14 protein-coding genes are annotated in these 17,288 nt (G+C 73.2%); all 14 read right to left on the reverse strand.

What is annotated here, in order from left to right:
• Position 1: 1 nt before the first annotated feature.
• A complete protein-coding gene (locus ACSRUE_RS37805) occupies positions 2 to 361 on the reverse strand; it encodes a GPW/gp25 family protein (protein ID WP_437768977.1) in 360 nt (119 codons plus the stop codon).
• Positions 358 to 693, reverse strand: a complete 336-nt coding sequence (locus ACSRUE_RS37810; RefSeq protein ID WP_441287817.1) for a hypothetical protein — start codon at positions 691 to 693, stop codon at positions 358 to 360. The genes ACSRUE_RS37805 and ACSRUE_RS37810 overlap by 4 nt, the downstream gene beginning before the upstream one ends.
• Positions 693 to 1,190, reverse strand: coding sequence for a phage baseplate assembly protein V (locus ACSRUE_RS37815; protein WP_441287818.1), 498 nt, complete (start codon positions 1,188 to 1,190; stop codon positions 693 to 695). The genes ACSRUE_RS37810 and ACSRUE_RS37815 overlap by 1 nt, the downstream gene beginning before the upstream one ends.
• Positions 1,187 to 2,332 carry a hypothetical protein gene (locus tag ACSRUE_RS37820; RefSeq protein WP_437768980.1) on the reverse strand — a complete coding sequence of 382 codons (1,146 nt, stop codon included), beginning with the start codon at positions 2,330 to 2,332 and terminating at the stop codon, positions 1,187 to 1,189. Before ACSRUE_RS37820 ends, ACSRUE_RS37815 begins: the two co-directional genes overlap by 4 nt.
• Before the next feature lie 10 nt (positions 2,333 to 2,342).
• Positions 2,343 to 2,639, reverse strand: coding sequence for a hypothetical protein (locus tag ACSRUE_RS37825; RefSeq protein WP_441287819.1), 297 nt, complete (start codon positions 2,637 to 2,639; stop codon positions 2,343 to 2,345).
• An 8-nt stretch (positions 2,640 to 2,647) separates the two neighbouring features.
• Positions 2,648 to 3,280 (reverse strand): hypothetical protein, encoded by a 633-nt coding sequence (locus tag ACSRUE_RS37830; protein ID WP_437768982.1) that lies wholly within the window; start codon positions 3,278 to 3,280, stop codon positions 2,648 to 2,650.
• A 182-nt stretch (positions 3,281 to 3,462) separates the two neighbouring features.
• Positions 3,463 to 4,506 carry a hypothetical protein gene (locus ACSRUE_RS37835; protein ID WP_441287820.1) on the reverse strand — a complete coding sequence of 348 codons (1,044 nt, stop codon included), beginning with the start codon at positions 4,504 to 4,506 and terminating at the stop codon, positions 3,463 to 3,465.
• A gap of 83 nt (positions 4,507 to 4,589) precedes the next feature.
• A complete protein-coding gene (locus tag ACSRUE_RS37840) occupies positions 4,590 to 11,849 on the reverse strand; it encodes an eCIS core domain-containing protein (RefSeq protein WP_441287821.1) in 7,260 nt (2,419 codons plus the stop codon).
• Positions 11,846 to 12,097, reverse strand: coding sequence for a hypothetical protein (locus tag ACSRUE_RS37845; RefSeq protein ID WP_437768985.1), 252 nt, complete (start codon positions 12,095 to 12,097; stop codon positions 11,846 to 11,848). The genes ACSRUE_RS37840 and ACSRUE_RS37845 overlap by 4 nt, the downstream gene beginning before the upstream one ends.
• A complete protein-coding gene (locus ACSRUE_RS37850) occupies positions 12,094 to 14,004 on the reverse strand; it encodes an ATP-binding protein (RefSeq protein WP_441287822.1) in 1,911 nt (636 codons plus the stop codon). Before ACSRUE_RS37850 ends, ACSRUE_RS37845 begins: the two co-directional genes overlap by 4 nt.
• Positions 14,001 to 15,215: a DUF4255 domain-containing protein gene (locus ACSRUE_RS37855; RefSeq protein WP_441287823.1), complete on the reverse strand. Its 1,215-nt coding sequence runs from the start codon at positions 15,213 to 15,215 to the stop codon at positions 14,001 to 14,003. Before ACSRUE_RS37855 ends, ACSRUE_RS37850 begins: the two co-directional genes overlap by 4 nt.
• On the reverse strand, positions 15,212 to 16,048 hold the full coding sequence (locus ACSRUE_RS37860; protein WP_441287824.1) for a hypothetical protein: 837 nt from the start codon (positions 16,046 to 16,048) through the stop codon (positions 15,212 to 15,214). The genes ACSRUE_RS37855 and ACSRUE_RS37860 overlap by 4 nt, the downstream gene beginning before the upstream one ends.
• The gene (locus ACSRUE_RS37865) at positions 16,045 to 16,770 is read right to left on the reverse strand and encodes a phage baseplate protein (protein ID WP_441287825.1); all 726 of its coding nucleotides are present in this window, start codon (positions 16,768 to 16,770) and stop codon (positions 16,045 to 16,047) included. The genes ACSRUE_RS37860 and ACSRUE_RS37865 overlap by 4 nt, the downstream gene beginning before the upstream one ends.
• Complete coding sequence (locus tag ACSRUE_RS37870) at positions 16,763 to 17,284, reverse strand: phage tail protein (protein WP_437769871.1); 522 nt, start codon at positions 17,282 to 17,284, stop codon at positions 16,763 to 16,765. The genes ACSRUE_RS37865 and ACSRUE_RS37870 overlap by 8 nt, the downstream gene beginning before the upstream one ends.
• Between the last annotated feature and the right edge of the window lie 4 nt (positions 17,285 to 17,288).

The raw sequence follows: 17,288 nt of genomic DNA on the forward strand, positions 1-17,288 counted from the left end.
GTCACACCTCGCCCCGGACGACGACCGTGCGCGCCTCGGCGCTCACGCGCACGCGGTACCGGACGGACACGGTCAGCATCGCCTCCTCGGCGGCCACATCGACGCTCTCCACGAGCAGGCGATCGCCCAGCCATGTCTGGAGCGCGCCCTGCACCAGGTGCTGCGTCGTGGCCGCGAGCTGCTCGCCGGCCGGCGCGAACACGAGCTGCCCGACGCCGCTGCCGAGCGTGGGCCGCATGACCCGCTCGCCGGGCGCGACGAACAGGAGCTGCTCGATGAGCTCGCGCACCTCGTCGTCGGCCGAGACGGTGGCCGTGCGGCCGGTCTGGTCGATCCGATAGGGGAACGAGAGCGCCCTCATAACGCCGTCACCCGCGGCGAGACGGCCGCGACGATCGCCGGCCCCTGCGGCGCCTGGGTGGCGGCCAGGCATAGCGAGGAGCTCGACTGCAGCAGGACCGGCGTGCCGCCCGCGCGCACGCGCAGCGAGGGCACGAGCCAGCGCACCTGCACGCAGGGAGACGGCGTGGGCCCCGGGAGCTGGAACGGGCAGCCGCCCACCGTGAACGTGTCCGCCTGCGTGAGCATCGGCTGGCCGCTGAGGGTCACGCGGACCTGCGACGGAACGGCCTGCGCGGGCACGCCGTGCGGACACTGGATCTGCGCGCCCTGGTGCAGCACCGGAGAGCCCATCAGATCACCTCCAGCGCGCCGTTGTTGAGGCTCACGCGGGCCGGATCGAGCTTCACGCTCGCCGCGCCGCAGGAGATCTCGATGCCCTGCGCGTTGAGCACGATCTTCACCGGCACGCCGACGACCGGCGGCCCCACCTCGATCGTGACCCCGCCCGCGCCCGGCAGATCGTCGAGCTTGAGCGTCGCGCCCGCGGTCTTGAGGACCTTCGTGGTCGGCAGGCCGGGCAGCGCCGGCGTGCGCCCGACGTTCCAGAAGCCGCCGACCCAGATCGGTTTGTCGCGATCACCGGCCTCGAACTCGATCCACACGTTGGCGCCGATCGGCGGGACCAACCACAGGCCCTCTCCGTCGCCGGCGTAGGGCGCGCACGGCATGGCCCACGCGAGGATGCTCTCGCCGAGCACGGCCGGGCAGCTGATCTGGACGCGGCCGATCTGCATCGGATCGAAGTTGTTGATCACGGTGCCGCGGTATTTGCCGAAGTAAGTGCTCATGGGATGACCGCCGGGACCGTGGCCCCCAGGCCCTCGCGCGAGAGCTGAAAGCTCTGTTTGTATTCGCCACGCTTGATCGAGTGCGAGACGCTCTTGACGTAATACAAGCCATCGAAGCTGTATCCCACGCCTCGGACGCCGACAAGCTGCCGCGCGTAGAGCACCCCGCCATAACGGGCCGTGTCCAGCTCACCCGACGCCGTGACCGATTTCACCGTGGAGGCCGTGGTCTCGGACGAGGCCTGGAGCAGGGCGCGGACGTAGTTCGCGCGCGCGGTCGCCTCGAGGAACTTGGTCTTCATGATGGGCGCGTTGACGTAGAGCGAAGGCATTGCCGCGAGCGGCGGCGTCAGCAGCGGCACGCCGAACACGGGGAGCGGCGGGACCGTGGCCGCGGGATTGTCGTCCTGCACCAGCCCGATCACCTGCGTCGATTGCGTGCCGTCATGCTGGAAGGAGATGCTGGTGACGTTGTTCGCCGATCCCATGCCGGTGGTCAGCGCGCGCTGCGGAAGAAACGCCGGGATGCGAGGACCGAAATACGCGATGCTCTGCCCCGGCAAGGGGCCTGGCAGGACGAAGAACACGCAGCTGTGCTGCTGCGCCTTCTGCGTGAGGATGGCCCAGGCGGTGCCCTGCGGGTGCGGCAGCTCGCGCGTTGGATCCGGTGGCACGTCCGTCGGCGGGGGCAGCACCATGGGCGTGAGGCCGAGCGCGGCATAGGGCCCGAGCAACGTGTAGGCGAGCGCTGTGTCGTTGCCCGGGAACGGCATGCGCACCTCGAGCTGATCGAGGAGCACCCCGAGGTCCTCGCCGGTGACCGTGATGGATCCGCTGCCCGGCTTGTCGCCCGGGTTGAGCTGCTGGTGCGTGATGATCCCGTCCATCAGGACCTGCGGGATCGCGTTCACCGTGACGACGAGGACGATGCGCGTCCCGACCTTCACGCGCTGGCTGAGCAGGATCGGATAGTCGAGGAGGCCGGTGACCGCATCGCGGAGTGCGCGGAACACGATCTGGAACGTCGATCGCCCCTCGTCGCTATGGCTGACGGACACGGTGTCGAGCAACGCGGCGAGATCCGGCGCGGGCAGCGGAACCGCGGGACCGCAGAGCAGCGTCAGGACCGCGCCCGGGAGCATCCCGAACCCTTTACGGTCGCGGCACGGGCACGCGCAGGTGCGCGCCCGGCTCGGCGGTGAGCGTGGCGGGATCGAGGGCCTCGTTGGCGTCGGCGACCCGCCACCACGCCTCGGCGGAGCCCAGCGTCCGGGCGGCGATGTGGTCGAGGCGCTCGCCGCCCTGCACCCTCACCTCGGCGAGGATCTCGAACGCGTCGACCGGCGCGAGGAACCTGCGCGGGAGATAGCGGATCTCGCGCCCCGTGGCGTCGGCCCAGAGGAGCGGGGCCTGGCTGGCAGCGGCGTAACGGCTGGTGGGATCGACCATGGGTTACCTCACGAGGCGCTGAGCGCGCTGGCTGTGCTCGTCACCGAGGCGAGGCCGGCCATGACCTCCTTCGCGACCTGGTGGGCGAGGAACAGGGCGTGCCCCGGGTGCATGGGACCGAGATCGTCGGTGGAAAGCACGCGCAGCCCCAGCGACACGCGCGCGCGAATCGGGTTGAGCTGAGGATCGTGCGCCTCCTCGACAATGGAGAACTGCTTGACGCTGACCGGGAGCACGCGCTTCGGCCCCCAGATGAACAGAATGAGCGGCCCCTGCGGCGGCACGACCTCGATGCTGCCGAACGCCGCGAGCACCGTGTTGGCGATGATGCGCGCCGAGGGCGGGTACACGAGCTTCTCCAGCGCCGCGAGCTGCGGGTGGATGCCGAGCGATACGGCGAGCGGGTCCTGCGTCTCCAGGCCGTCGGTCGCGTCGAGCTCGACCTCGACGTTGATGGTCTCGACCGGCGCGCCCGTGTAGCTCGTGGCCGCGGGCCCGCCGTCCGCGCCGCGCGCCTCGAGCTGGCGCGTGAGCGTGTGCGGGTTGTACTGGAAGAGCACGACCGTCGGCTGCCCGCCGAGCGGATCGATGGCCACGAGCGCCCCTTTCAACGTGCGTGGCGTGCCGGGGAAAGCGGACACGGAAGCTCCTCCGGGGACGGAGTAGACCACGGGCAGGGGGCGGGGGTAAAGGCGAGCCGTCCGGGGCGTGGTCGGTAGAATCTCGGGTGACTTCCGCGGGCCTGGTCGCCAGGCTCCCGAAGGTGCCACCTACCCTCCCCGGGGGCTGCCGGGTGACCGCCGGAGCCTGCCCGGCAGTCCCTTCAATGGAGCGGCTTGACCGTGCAGACGAGCGCAGGCTTCGTCGCCGCCCAGGCCAGGACCCGCCGGACGCCCGCGGTCGTCAGCCGATTGTTCTCCAGGCGGAGGCTCCGGAGCGCCGGGAGCGACGCTCGGAAGAGGACCTCGACGGCGCTGTCGGAGATCTGGTTGCCCCGGAGATCGAGCTCGATCAACGCTGCTCTCTCTCTGCTCGCGAGGGCCGCGAAGGACGCACCTGTCAGGCCGTTGCCGTTCAAGCCCAAGACACGAAGGGAGTCGAGCGCGCCGCACTCCCACAGATGCGTCGCTCCACGGTCCGTCAACCCGTCCCGAGCGAGCCACAATGCCTCGATGGACGCGCCGGCAGGCCACCTGGCGAGCACGGACGCGGCTTCGTCGCCGAACGGCGTGCGGGACTCCGAGACGTTCAGCGCCGCGAGACCCCGGGCCGCCTGCGACCCGACGAGCTGGCCAATCATCGCCGGATCGAGTGGCATACGGGCGACGTTCAGATCGACGACATGGCTGTTCGCCGCTGCCTGTAGGAGATCCACCCAGCCGGCGCGCACGGTGCTTGGCGTCGGCGGGAAGAGGATCGCGGAGGACAGATTGAGCGCCGCGAGAGCGGGCAGACGAGCCGTCGCCCGCGCCGCCTCGCCGAACGAAGACAGCTTGTCTCGCAGGTGGAAGCGCCGCACGGCGCCGAAACCGGACTGCTCCCATCCACCGCCGGGGGGCGCGGCGAGCACCTCGGCGACCGACGTCCAGAGGGTGCGCACGAGCCGTAACCAGGGGGCCGGGCCGATGTCGGGAGCGACGCCCCACATCCACATTTCGGGCTCGCTCTGCTCCTCCTCGCTCATTACAGCGACACGAGACGCATCGGGCCACGAGGCGAGCGCGGTGTCCGCGCGATCGGTCCATTTCTCCGCGGCGCGGGCTTCCCCCGGCCACTCACCCACCAGGGCGAACAGCTGCGACCACCGCTTCTCGGACGGTGCGCCTGCGGCGATCCGGAGGAATCGATCGAGGGCAGTCCGGCTCATGGGCGTGCGCCCGAGAGCCTGCTTCAGCCTGGGTGCGAGCGCAACGAGCGGGTGCTCTTCAGCCAGGCTGCCCGGCGGCCTGCCTAGACCTCGGGGTAGAGCGTGTAGACGAACCAGCCGCTGGCGCCCGCGCTGCTCGTCGGCCGGAGCACGAGCTTGGCACGGGTGGCATTGTGATACGTGACGTCGGTGAGCGGCGCCGTGGGCTGCGGTGCTCCGGCGCCCGCCGGCTGCCGGGCTGCCCAGCCCGTCCACTCCGGTGATCCGACGTCACCGCCGTGAATGGGGCGCGTCCCTGCCTGTGCAGGGCGGGCCCCCACGAACCGCCAGCGCAGGTAACGGGGGCGCTGGGCCGCCGGGAAGACGCCTCCCTGTGTCCGGCGGGCCTTGACGGCGTTCACCGGAGGCGTCGTCACGTCCCAGGCGAGGTTGCCCAGATCGAGGACGCGCCGGGCGAGCGCCGTCCGAAGATCGTTCCAGAGGATGCGGATCTCGCCCGCTGCGGCGCGGAGCGCGATGTTGGCGTCGCGCAGCGACGCGAAGGCGCTCGCGTTTCGAGCGCCGCCCGCGGCGACGATCCGCATCCTGACCACGATCTCCCCGAACGCCGCACGGCGCGCCAGGTCACGCTCATCCTGGATCCCTTCCCCGGTTCCCAGGACGTGTCGCTCGACGGCGTGCCCGCGGCCTGCGCCGCGCTGCACGGTGCCGGCCATGGGGCCGGTCGTGCTCAGGTAGAGCCACCGGCCCCCATAGCCCTCCTCCGTGCTGACGCTACGGAGGGGCCGAGGAGCGCGGGCATCCCGGTAGGACATGAGCTGTTCGACGATCCCTCGGCGCGTGTCGGCCCGGCTCAGGTTGACGACCTCATTGCGCATGGACCGCGCCCGCCGGTTCGCGAGCGCCTGCTCGCCGGGGCTCGCGACGAAGCGCCTCTGATCCGTGTTCCATTGCCGCCGCTCGGGCACGTAGAGCACCGCCTCGCGACAGGCGCGCCAGCGCTCGGCCTCGTACGCGGCCGCTGCCCACACCGCCGGATCGGGCGCGTAGACGAATCGCTGTGTCTGCGTGATACGCCGCGCCGAGAGCTCGTAGGGCCCGAGATTGTTGATGCGCGGGCGCGCCGTCCGGACCAGGTAGTGCGTGAGATCGCGGGTGCGGCCCAGCGTGTAGGTCGGGACGATCGCGACCCGGATGCTTCCTCGGGTCATGTTCGGACCGAGCGCGTACCGCCACGTCAACCGGGTTCGCTGAGCGTTCAAGTCACCCCGATCCGGGGTCAGGTCGAGTGAGACTCCGGTGAGAGGCCGAGGGCTGGGTGCGCCCGCGAAGCGAGTCGCCGTGGGTGCGAGCCGTTCCTGGATCACAGCCGGGTCCGGCTCGTTGCGCAGGATCACCTCGGCGCGTCGCGTCAGCCGTTGATCGAGGGTTTCGATCACGCGGCGATGGCGGAGCGTCTGATCGCGTGCAGCGGAGTAGCGCGGCTGGCGCGCATTGTTCCGGCCATACCAACCTCGGCCTCGGCTGACGCTCGCCCGCTTGCGGCCCCGCCGTCCGGTAACGCGGAGAGTCCACATGGGAAGGCCCGGCAGGTGTCGCGCCGCGACGCGGATGGAGATGCCCGGCGCTGCCCCGCGCGCGGCAGCCCGCGCAGGACCGAGCACGGCCTCGCGCGGGACCACCTGCTGGCGCGCGACGCCCACCACCGCGCGCCACCCGGCAGCCGCCGCGATTCGCACGCGACCTGCGATGCCGCGGCGATCACGCCGCCTGCGACGCCGGCGTTGCCGTCCCCTGCGACCACGGCCGCGGCCGCGCCCTCTCCCGCGGGCGCGGCCCCTGCCGCGGCCGCGCCCTCTTCCGCGCCCACGCCCCGCGCCTCTGCGCGGTCCGGCGCCCCTGCGCGGTCCGGCGCCCCTGCGCGGTCCGGCGCCCCTGCGCGGTCCGGCGCCCCTGCGCGGCCCCGTCCCTCGACGCGGCCCCGTTCCCCTGCGCGGTCCGGCGCCCCTTCGCGGCCCCGCCCCTCTTCGCGGCCCCGTCCCTCTTCGCGGCGCTCCCGCTCTCCGCGGCCCCGCAGGCCTCGGCCCACGCGGCCGCGGTGTGGGCGCGCGCGGCCGCGGCGTGGGCACGTGCGGACCGCGGCCGAGGAAGCGGCGCAGCGTGCGCTGCATCCATTGAACCACGTTGTCGAGCCACCCCATCACGCGTGAGAGCAACCCCTGCGCCGAGCGGCGAAGCCGGTTGATCATCTCGAACAACGGCTGCACCGCGCGCCGCAATCGAGACACCACGCTCGCAAGGCGCGCCACGCCGCGGCTTCCCTGAAGGATCGCCTTCGCCGCCGTGACGGCCGTGCTGCCGCCGCCCGTGAAGATGGCCAGCACGACCTCCACGATGACCATGCCGGCGATCGTGCCCATGGCCTCGCCGATCTGGTACGCGGCGCCGCGGGCGTTGAGCGCATCGAGGAGCGATCGCGCAGCGCTCTGCGCGAGCGAGCGCACGAGGCCGCGCGACGCCGCACGGATGCCGTCGAGCAGACCGCGCACGTCCTCGCGCGTGAAGCCCTCGGTCGCGAGCTGGCGGAAGAACTCCCCGACCGATGGGAGATCGGGCGCCGCGGGCGCTTCCTCACCTGGTCCCTCCGCGCCGGTCTCCCCTTCCCCGCCGGTCGCCCCCTCGGCGCCTTCCTCCCGCTCGCCGGAGGTCTCGCCGTCGCTCTCGTCTTCTTCGGACGCGGGTTCGCCGGGGATCTCCTCCGGAGGTGCGGCCGCGGCCGCGTCAACCGTGGCGGGGAGCTGTCCTGCGACCGACGCCGGCGGCGCGAGGCGCTCCCCAGGTGACCGCGCCGAGCCAAGAGGCGGCGTCGCGACGCGGCCGCCGGCCGCTGCGGCCGCGGGCCTCCCCGGCGGCGTGCGGACCTGGGGCGGCGCCTCGGACGCGCCGGTCGCCGCGCCCTCGTCGGCCTCATCGCCGCCCAGCTCGCCACCTTCCTCCTCGCCGGCCTCGGCCTCGTCGACGTCCTCGATCTCGTCGTCCTCGTCCTGGCCGTCCTGTTCGCTCTCCTCTTCCTCGTCGGTGCTCGGACCGACCGCCCCCTCCGCTTCCTCGGCCCGCTCTGCGGGGCTCTCGGGCTCTGCGCGGGCACGCGCCGCCTCCTCGGCCGTGGCCGAGGGCGCGGCGGGCTGCGGCGTCGCCTCGGCGGATCGCTCCGGGCCCGCACCGCCGGCGCCCGCCCCTCCAGCTGCAGCGCCGTCCGCAGGCAACGAGTCTTCCTGCCGCGCTGGCTCGCCCGGCGTTCGCTCCTCGGCCGCGCGCAGGCCCGGTGGATCGCGCGCGCGGCGCAGCGCGGTCCCGCCCTCGTCGATGGCCTCTTCGGGGCCCTCGCCCTCGCCCCCGCCCTCCGAAGCGGACTCCTCACCGGCCGCGCCGCCGGGGCTCACCCCGTCCTCTTCGGTCGTGCCGGTGGCGAGACCCACCGCCCACTGGACCAGGCGGACCGGCAGCATGACGAGCCACGCGACCGCTTGAACGAGGAAGACGATCGTGCCGCCCGTGCTCTCCCACACGCCCTTGAGCAGGCCTACCGCGAAGCCGGCGGCGAGCTCCGCGTTGCCCGCGAAGATGCTGGCGAACAGGTCGATCGCGCGCACCTTCTGCTCGTCGGGTGAGGCGCGGATGGTCTCTAGGAACGAGAGCGCGCCGTTGTACACGGCCGCCAGGAGAAAATCGGCCGGCTCGGGCAAGAAGCGCAGCAGTCGTATGCAGACGTCGAGGAAGAAGTTGAGGAGCGGCGCCTTGAAGCACTGCGGGACGATGTAGAGCCACACCGCGCCCGCGAAGAACGTGATGAACGAGAGCGGCGGCGCCGCCAGCGCCATGACGATGCCGACGGCGATGTCCGCGAGCGTGCGGAGCCAGCTCAGGAGATCGCCGACGGCGTCCGCGATCTTGCGCCAGAAGAAGACCGCGCAGTCGGCGAGCAGGCGCAGGCCAGCCACGATGGGCGCGAAGACCGCCTGCACGACCCCCACGAGGGCGTCGAGCAGGGCAATACCCGCTTCCCACGACAAAAGGCTCTCCAGCGCGCCGAGCACGCCGTCAGCGAACGCTGCGGCGACATCGACGACCCGGCGCAGGACGCCGCTCACCGCCTGCAATACGCCCTGGAGCGCGCCGATCACGGTGTTGCGGAAGAACTCCGCAGCGGTCGCGAGCGCGGACGCAATGCCGTCGCCGATGCGGCCGACGAAGTCGGTGAGCGCGCGCCACGCCTCCGGGAGGCGACCGAAGAAATCGATGATCGCGCCGATGGGGCTGTTCTCGCGGAGCCAGCGCCACGCAGTGCGAATGCCATCAACGAGCGGCCGGACGGCCTCGACCACGCTGTCCCACACGCTCTGGATGCCGTTCCGGAGCGCGGTGAGCGGATCGATGTTCGGGTCGATGCCGAGGAACTCCGCGACGTGCCGCCACACGGTCCGGCCCACGTCACCGAGCACCTCCATCACGCTGCCGGCCGCGCTCTCGACGGCCTGCCAGGCGCGGTAGATGGGCTGGGCGAACCGCTGGAGGAAGCCAAGGAAGCTCTCGACCGAGCTCACCTGCTCCTCGGCCGCCTGATCGCGGCTCTGCTGCAGGCGCGACTGGATCGAGCGCGCGGCCGGGCTCGCGAGCAGGCCGTCGAACCAGCCGAGCGCCCGCTGGAGCAAGGCCTCGAACGCCGCGCAGGATCGCTCCTCGGCCGCCTCGGCGCCCTCCTCGCTGCACACGTTCTGCTCGTGCAGGTCCTGGAGCCACTGGGTGAGGCTCCCGATGCCGGTGCTCTCGACCGCGGACTCCAGCCATGTGTTCACGCGATCGGCCGCCCGCTCTGCGAGCCCGTCCAGCCCTTCGTCGACCAGATCCGCGAGGCTTGGAAAGACGCGCCTCAGGATCGCCATGAGAGGGCCGCTCTCGAGGGCCTCGTCGAGGAAGTCGACGGCGCCGAGCAGGCCCTGCTCCAGCGCGTCGAGCGAGCGATCGATACGCTCCTCGAGCCCGTCGATGTGCGTGTCGATCGAGCGGTGCAGGTCCTCCGCGGTCTGATCGACGCGAGCCTGCACGTCATCGAGGAAGCGGTGCGCGTCGTCGCGCCACTCGCGCGCGATCTCGCCGAGCTCGCCTGGAAGGTTGTCCGCGATCACGTCGAGCGCGCGCCTCGTGGTCTGGATCGTGGCGGTGATCGCGCGGTGGCCGGCCTCGACGATCGCGTGCGCCGCCGAGCGCGCGGCCTCGAGGAAGGCGTGGACCGCGCGGCGGAGCGCGGCGATGAAATCCCGGATCCACGTCCGGAGCCGGTCGAGCTGCTGGCGGAACCAGTCGATGCCGCGCTGCCACCAGCTCCTGTCGTGCCCCTCGCGGGTCTTGTTGCTCGCGCGGTCGCGCCCCTCCCGGAAGCGGCGGCTCGCCTCGGTGCGCGCGGTGCGCATGCGCCGGCTTGCGCGCCCGTCCGCGTCGGTGCGCACGCGGCGGATGTGCGCTCCGCGCGTGCGCACGAGCGTCTCGCTCTCGGTGCGGCGGCTGCGCACGTGCCGGTCCGTCTCGTCGCGCCACCGGCCCCGCCGCGTGTCGACGCCCGAGCGCGCGTCCGCGGCTTGCCGATCGCGCTGAGCGCACGCCCGCGCGCACATCTGCTCGACGGTGCGCTCGCTCTGGTGCACGTGCCCGTCGACCTGCCGGCGCGTATCGGCCTGCATCTCGGTCGTGGCGCGGAACTGCTGCATGTCCTCGTCGCGCGCGACGAGCACCTGATCGAGCGGCATCTGGCCGGCGTTCGCGTCGGTCGCGACCCGATCGAGCCGCTCGCGGGGCAGCCCCTCCTCGAGCCGCACGTCGGGGATCTGGAGCTGCTCCAGCTGGCTGTCGTGGCCCACGGTGGGATCGCTCGCCGGAGCGAGCCGCCCTTCGCCGAAGTCTTCTCTGGTGCGATCCCGGGCGGTCGCTTCGCTGGCGCGGACCTCGCCGTCGAGCTCGCGCTGCCGCGTGTCGATCTGACCGGGATCCGCGTCCCCGGTGAGGGAGACCTGCGGTGTCTCCGGCGCCTCCGGCGCCTCTTCGGCCGCGACGCTCCGCTCGATCTCGCGCACCTCGCGGGCCTGCTCCGCCTCGGTCGAGCGCGCTCCGTCCGCGGACGGCGGCCCTCGCGCGACCTGCGCGTCCAGCTCTCGCGTCGCGTCCCGGAGGTGGCTCTCCTCGTCCACGCTCTCGGCCTCCGCGGCCGCCGCCGGCGCTTCGTTCGTGACGCGGGGCACCTCGACCGGTGGGCCGCGCGCGAACGGGTGCTGGCCCGGCTGCACGCCGCTGCGCGGGCACACGGACACCTCGTGCTCGCCCGCGGTGGCGCTCGCACCGTCCCAGGTCTCCTGTCCCGCGCGCAGGGACTCGCGTATCTCGGCCTGGCGATCCGGACCTGGCTCGAGCGCGGATTCGCGCTGCGCTCCGGGCCCTTCACGGTCCGTGGCGCCGCCTTCGCCCTCGGCCGGCTCCTGGGCCGGCGCCTGCTGGGCACCGGGCGCAGGCGGCTCACGCGCCTCGTTCTGCGGAGGCGCCTCCCTGCGGGCACGGGGGCGCCGCTGGGCCGTGCCGCCTCCGCCGCCGCGCGCGGCTCCCTGCGGCTGCGCCCGAGCGCGCGGCGCTTCGTGCGCTGCCGGCGGATCGTCCACCTCGATCTCGTCCGCGCCCTCCGCGCCTTCCGCAGCTGCCTGCGGCCGGACGGGCGCTCGACCGGCCTTGCGCAGCGCCACGAAGCCGCGCCGCATATCCAGCGACGCCAGCAGATCGCTCGGGACCTCCGCGCCCTGTGCCGCGTGCGCGGCCGCAGCGTCCGCGCGCGCCTCGGCCTCGTGGCTCTCGCCGAGCACACCGGGCCACTGATCCTGCTCGAGCGCACCGCCGCCTTGGAGCGCGTGCGCGACCTCGTGCGCGACGGTCTCGAGCGGCGCGTCCGGTCCCGGCAGGAGGATCTGCTCGCCGCGCGTCGCCGCCTCGGCCCCGAGGGAGTCGAGCAGGGTCCGGGCCTCCGGGCCCGCGAACACCTGCAGGTGATCCAGATCGCGGCCGAACAGCGCGGAGAGCTCCTCGCGATGCGGCAGCGCGATCTCGGGCGCGGCCGTGACCTGCGACCAGCTCTCGGCGAGCGGGGAGACCTGCGGGACCGCGGCGCCGGGGTCGAGGTCCAGATGATCCAGCAGGCTGTCCTGCTCGGACAGCCCGCGATCGGGACCGGCCGACCGCGCTCGCGGGCCATCGCGACGTTTGTCACGCCGCGCGTCGCGCGTGTGCCTCGCCGCGTGGGTCCTCATCGCCAGCCCTCATAGAGAGCGCGGGCCACGGCGCGCCCGAGCTCCAGCGGGACCGCCGCGGCCCCGGGATCGAGGACGAGCTCCGGGACCACGGCCCGGCCCGCGAGCAGGCCCGCCGGTACCCCCTCGGTCGCGAGCAGCCGGGCGAGCTCGCCCTCGAGGCCCCGCGCCACGTCGAAGCGCCCCGCGGGGTCGAGGCCGGCGAGCTCCAGCTCGCCGATGTGCAGCTCCACCGCCTGCGGCCTCATGATAGCCACCCGCGGATCTCGGTGGGCGTGAGCGGCTGCCCCAGCTTCGTGTATTCGAGGCGTGTGGCCTCGAGCAGGTGCTGCATGCCCACGGGCCGGTCCTGGGCCGCCGCGAGGTACGCCGCGTTGCGCGCGATGTTCTTGATGTTGCCGCCGGCCACGGCGAGGCGCGCGAGCGTGCGCGGATCCACGCCGTCGATCGGCGTTTGCGGAGGGAAGATCGCTCGCCAGATCCGCTCTCGCTGGGAGACGTCCGGGAACGGGAACTCCACCACGAACTGGATCCTCCGCAGGAACGCGTCGTCGATGTTCTTGCGGAGATTGGTCGTGAGGATCGCGAGGCCCTGGTAGCTCTCCATGCGCTGGAGCAGGTAGCTTACCTCGATATTGGCGTGCCGATCGTGGCTGTCCTTGACCTCGGTGCGCTTGCCGAAGAGCGCATCCGCCTCGTCGAACAGCAGGATCGCGCCGCCCTCCTCGGCCGCGTCGAACACGCGGCGCAGGTTCTTCTCGGTCTCCCCGATGTACTTGCTCACCACCGAGGACAGATCGATCCGGTAGAGATCGAGCTCGAGCGCGCCGGCGAGCACCTCCGCCGCCATCGTCTTGCCGGTACCGCTCGGTCCCGAGAAGATCGCCGCGGTGCCGCTGCCGCGCTCCCCCTGGCGGGAGAAGCCCCACTGGTGGAACACGCGCGCGCGGTGGCGCACCTGCGCCTCGATCGCGCGCAGGGTCCGGACCTCCTCGGGCGGGAGGATCAGCCGATCCCAGTCCGCGTCCGGCTCGATGCGCTGCGCGAGATCGTCGAGGCGCGCGCGGGAGAGCAGCCTGCACGCGCGCCACACCGCGCGGCCCGGCGCCTCGCCGTCCGGGCGGTGCGCGAGGCTCGTCGCGGCCGAGGCGATGCCGTCGGGGCTCAGCTGAAAGCGCGCGGCGAGCCCCGCGATGTCGAGGTCGTCCGCGCCCGCGGCGCCGTTCAGCGCCCGTTGCCAGAGGTCCTTGACCTCCTCGTGGGGCAAGCGCGGCAGCGACGCGCTGAAGACGCGACGCCCCTTCGGCCGTACGACCTCAGGCCCGCAGAGCAGGAGCGGGTCCGGCGCTCGGGTCGCGAAATCGACGGCGGCGCGGGCGTGCGCCGGATCGCCGGCGCTCGCGACGTCGAGCAGCACCAGCGCGCCGCAGAGGCGCGCGTCGCGCGCGCACGTCCAGAGCAGGTCGACGCGCTCCTCGGGCGGGTCGGGCAGCGCCCACGCCGGCAGCTCCCACAGCGCTCGGCCTTGCTCGGCCGCAACCGCGGCGAAGAGCGGCCGCGCCTCCTCGGCGCTCGCGACCACGAGCTGCACGTGCGGCGCGTCGGGACCGCGCAGGGTCTTGTCGATGGTGCTGGCCACGGCCAGGCGGGAAGGCGGGAGCGCGCAGCCTGGTGTCACGTCCCGGAGCCGCGCCTCCAGGCGTTCGTCGCGCCCCGGCGCGCCCAGCAGGAAGTGCAGCACGGGCTCAGGCAACGTGACGGAGCGCCCCGTGAACACGTCGCCCTCTCCCAGGCGCACGAGGCGGAAGCGGCAGAGCGGTCCGTTCGGCGAGAACGCGTCCCAGCGCGCGCCCGGGAGCCGAGCGATGCAGAGCGCGATCGTCAGCGCGTGGCGCGCCGGATCCCCGAGCGCGGCGCCGCAGCTCTTGCCGAGGCCCGGCACGAGCTCGACCGCAGCAGCGCACGCGATCACCGCGAGATCGAACGCGGAGAGGCTGAAGCGATCGCGCAGCGCCGCGAGCGGCGAGCCGGCCGGCGGCTCGGGCAGCGCGGGCGGAGGGCCGGCGTTGCTCGCGCGCTCGATGCACGCGCGCGTGGCGGCGAGCGAGGCCGAGAGCGAGCTGGATGGGCCGACCGCCGCCTGCGCTGGCTTCATGGCACGGTCAGCGTGGGGCCGGTGTACACGCCGGCGGTCATCGTGGGCAGGCTGTCCGCGCCGTCGATCGACACGCGCACGCGCCACGTCCCGTTCGGCAGATCGGCCACGTCGAACACGACGTCGGCGGCGTCGATCGTGAACTTGCGGCTGCTGCGCCGCTCCGGCCCCGTGGTCGATTCCAGCGCGAGCTCCACGGACTGATCGGCCGAAGGGAGCGGCGTGACGGCGACCCGCACGCGCCGGTGCGAGAGCGCGACGACGGACGACGACATCGCGCCGAGCGTGGGCCGTACCATCAAGGCGAGCGGGTTCGACGCGCCGCCGGGGCGCAGCCCCGGCCCGGCCGCGCCCGGCACGTGCACCTGGTGTTCGACCACCACCGCGTGCACGCCGGGGAGCAGCCCGGTCACGGTCGACAGGCTCACGCGCAGCGCGCCGCCGTGCAGATCCGCGGCGCCGACGCCCACGCTCGCCGCGCCGATGAAGACACGCGAGACCTCGCCGAGCAGGCCGGTTCCCTCGATCACCAGCTCGTCGTTCACGCCGGCCACGGGCTGCCGGCTCGACGCCTCGTACAGACGGGTCAGCGCGGGCGTGATGGCGGGCCGCACCGCGAGCCCGGTGGTGGCCACCGGCAGCGCTGCCCTGGGCTCGACCGCCCCGTCGAGCAGGACCGCGGTGGCCTCCCACGCCATCGACAGCGCGAAGAAGCTCTGGTTGTAGAGCCCCCAGACGCGCGAGAGCTCCTCCGTGTCCAGGTTGAGCGGCGCGAGCTTGACGCGCTCGATCTGACGCCCGAGGTCGGACGAGAGCAGGTAGTGGCCCGCGCCGAGCGTGCCGAGGTACGTCGTGATCTCGTCGGGGGTCAGCACTGGCCGCGCATGCAGGTCGGCGAGCACCAGGCCCGCGAGCCGCTCCGCTTCGAAGAGCGCCGCGTCGCCGACGAACGAGAACAGGTAGCGCAGGCTGAGCGCGAGCACGGGGCGCTGGCTCGGCTCGCCGCTGGAGCGCCGCGTGGGCAGATCGAGGTTCCGCAGCGCGGGGTTCGGCGCGAGGTGGTAGAGCGACAGGTATACGCCCGGCGACGGGTCGGTCTTGGGGTGATCGGACGAGGCGTCGTAGCCGGTGAGCCCGACGCTGTTGATCAGGGCCTGCACGCGGTTCACGAGTGTCCCTGTGACCGTGGCGATGGCGAGGGAGTTGCTCATCGACGCTCTCCGCGGCGCTGCCCTGCCGTGTACGCCTCCAGGCCGAGCGCCGGGGGAGCAGGACGGGTGACCTCGGTCCGCGACGCCACGGGCGGCGCCTGCACGCGAACCACGATGCGACCGATCGAGACATGGACCGGAGGCGGCGGGGCCGCGGGCCCCGTCGGCGCAGCTGCCTCCTCCTGGAGCGCGCGCCTGCTGGGTCCGGGTGGGAGCGGCACGGGCGCCGGCCGAGGCGACGGGGCGAGCTCCGGGCGCGCACCCCGCGGCGGCGGAGCAGGCGCAGCCATGATCGGAGGCACCTTCACGGGCGCCGTGGCGCGCTCCACCACGCGCTCGGTGCGCCGCTCCGTGACGTGCTGCTCCGTCTCATGGACCTCACGGAGCCACCGCTCTTCGCGCACGATGCGCGGCTCCTCTTCGCGCGCGGGCAGCAGAGGAGCGATCCCCGCCCGCTCCCGCCCGTCGTGCTCGGCGCGCACGACGTGCTGCTCGATCACGCGCTCGACCCGCGGCGCCCGCGGCTCGGAGGGCGCGGGCACCGGCGCCGGGGCGGCGGGGCTCCCGCGCAGCCGCACGTCCATCGAGCGCGGCTCCGCGGGCGCTGCCGCCACGGCCTGCTCCTCCCGGCCGGCCGAGCGCGCGGCGCGTGGGAGCGTCGGCTCGCTCGGAGGACGCTCGATCGCGATCCCCGGCGCTGCACGGCGTACCCCCTCGTCGTTCTGCACCCCGAGCCCGCCGTCCGGGAACACGTTCACGAACGGCACGCGCGGCGGCTCCACGACCGCCACGGTCTCTCGCGCGCGCCCCGCGAGCGACTCCAGGAAGTTCACGCCGCACCTGCAAGCCGGAGATAGGCCAGACGCCGCGGCCGCGACATCTCGAGGATCGCGAGCTCGGACCAGCAGTACGCGCGCGCCAGAGCGTCGACCTCGGCCAGCAGGCGCTGCGCTTCGGACTCGATCTCGCGCCAGAGGTAGGCCACCACGTCGAACACGGTCGTCCACGCCGCGCCGCACGCCGCGCACGACAGATCGAAGCGCACGTCCGCCTGGGGGTCGAGCCGCGCCATCTCGGCCGCCACGAGCTCGGCCGCCTCCGCCGGCACGGCCGCGGGGTCGCCCGCGGCGGCGTGCTCCGCGGTCACGCACCGCTCGAGCAGCGCCAGCACCGGATCCGCCGCGCAGGCGCTCGCCAGGAGGTCGCGGCTCGTGGCGGACCGCACGCGCAGGCGAAGATCCCCGAACGTCACGACCCCCTCGGCGGCGGCGGGGGCCGGCACGCGAAGCGCCGGGAGCTGGACGGGGAACTCCAGGGTCTCTTGGCAGCTCGGGCAACGCACCACGCAGGGCGCGACAGGACCGAAGCTCCGTGCGCGCAGCTCCAGGAGCAGCGCATCACGCTGCCCGATGGAGAGATCGGCCATCTCGTCGCGCGCCACGCCCGGCAGGGCCAGCGCGAGCAGCGTGAGGGCCCGCTCCACGCTGCCCTGAGAGAGGCCTTCTTCCCAGGCGGCGAGCACCGCGGCCGGTCGCAGCGGCAGGAGCTCAGCCATCGGACAGCGTCGGCTCGGTCGGCTCGACCACCGAGACGTCGCGCTCCCACCCCTCGTGCTCCAGCTTGAGGGACTGGATCGCGATCGCGTTGGCGCTCGCGTCGAGCTCCGGCAATGCCTGGTACTCCGAGACCCAGCACCGGTAGACCTTGTACGCAAGCACGACCTGGCCGGCCTCGTTGTAGACCTCGATGAGGAGGTCCTTGCGGAAGTCCGCGAGCGACACCTCCGCGCCGAGGCCCGCGCCCAGACGCCAGACCTTCGCGGCCCACTGCTCGAAGGCCGGATCGTGCGTGACGCCACGCTCGAGCGTGATCGCTTCCCACTTGGTCTGCCCCGGCGACTTGTGTGCGCTCGACGGGTCGCCTCCGCTGCGGTGCTCCACCACGTCCGTCGTGCGCTTGAGCGCGCTCACCTTGCTCACGCCCGCCACGTACCTGCCATCCCACTTCACGCGAAACTTGAAGTTCTTGTACGGGTCGAAGCGCTGCGTGTTGACCGTGAAGGCAGGCATCATC

This window comes from Sorangium sp. KYC3313 (assembly GCF_052075895.1).
Taxonomy (GTDB): domain Bacteria; phylum Myxococcota_A; class Polyangia; order Polyangiales; family Polyangiaceae; genus Sorangium; species Sorangium cellulosum_B.

Bases quoted from the DNA above. Each gene is read 5' to 3' on its own strand.
- ACSRUE_RS37815 (WP_441287818.1), bottom strand. From the start codon at position 1,190: ATGAGCACTTACTTCGGCAAATACCGCGGCACCGTGATCAACAACTTC.
- ACSRUE_RS37845 (WP_437768985.1), bottom strand. From the start codon at position 12,097: ATGAGGCCGCAGGCGGTGGAGCTGCACATCGGCGAGCTGGAGCTCGCC.
- ACSRUE_RS37810 (WP_441287817.1), bottom strand. From the start codon at position 693: ATGGGCTCTCCGGTGCTGCACCAGGGCGCGCAGATCCAGTGTCCGCAC.
- ACSRUE_RS37850 (WP_441287822.1), bottom strand. From the start codon at position 14,004: ATGAAGCCAGCGCAGGCGGCGGTCGGCCCATCCAGCTCGCTCTCGGCC.
- ACSRUE_RS37820 (WP_437768980.1), bottom strand. From the start codon at position 2,332: ATGCTCCCGGGCGCGGTCCTGACGCTGCTCTGCGGTCCCGCGGTTCCG.
- ACSRUE_RS37825 (WP_441287819.1), bottom strand. From the start codon at position 2,639: ATGGTCGATCCCACCAGCCGTTACGCCGCTGCCAGCCAGGCCCCGCTC.
- ACSRUE_RS37855 (WP_441287823.1), bottom strand. From the start codon at position 15,215: ATGAGCAACTCCCTCGCCATCGCCACGGTCACAGGGACACTCGTGAAC.
- ACSRUE_RS37840 (WP_441287821.1), bottom strand. From the start codon at position 11,849: ATGAGGACCCACGCGGCGAGGCACACGCGCGACGCGCGGCGTGACAAA.
- ACSRUE_RS37835 (WP_441287820.1), bottom strand. From the start codon at position 4,506: ATGAGCCGGACTGCCCTCGATCGATTCCTCCGGATCGCCGCAGGCGCA.
- ACSRUE_RS37805 (WP_437768977.1), bottom strand. From the start codon at position 361: ATGAGGGCGCTCTCGTTCCCCTATCGGATCGACCAGACCGGCCGCACG.
- ACSRUE_RS37865 (WP_441287825.1), bottom strand. From the start codon at position 16,770: ATGGCTGAGCTCCTGCCGCTGCGACCGGCCGCGGTGCTCGCCGCCTGG.
- ACSRUE_RS37870 (WP_437769871.1), bottom strand. From the start codon at position 17,284: ATGCCTGCCTTCACGGTCAACACGCAGCGCTTCGACCCGTACAAGAAC.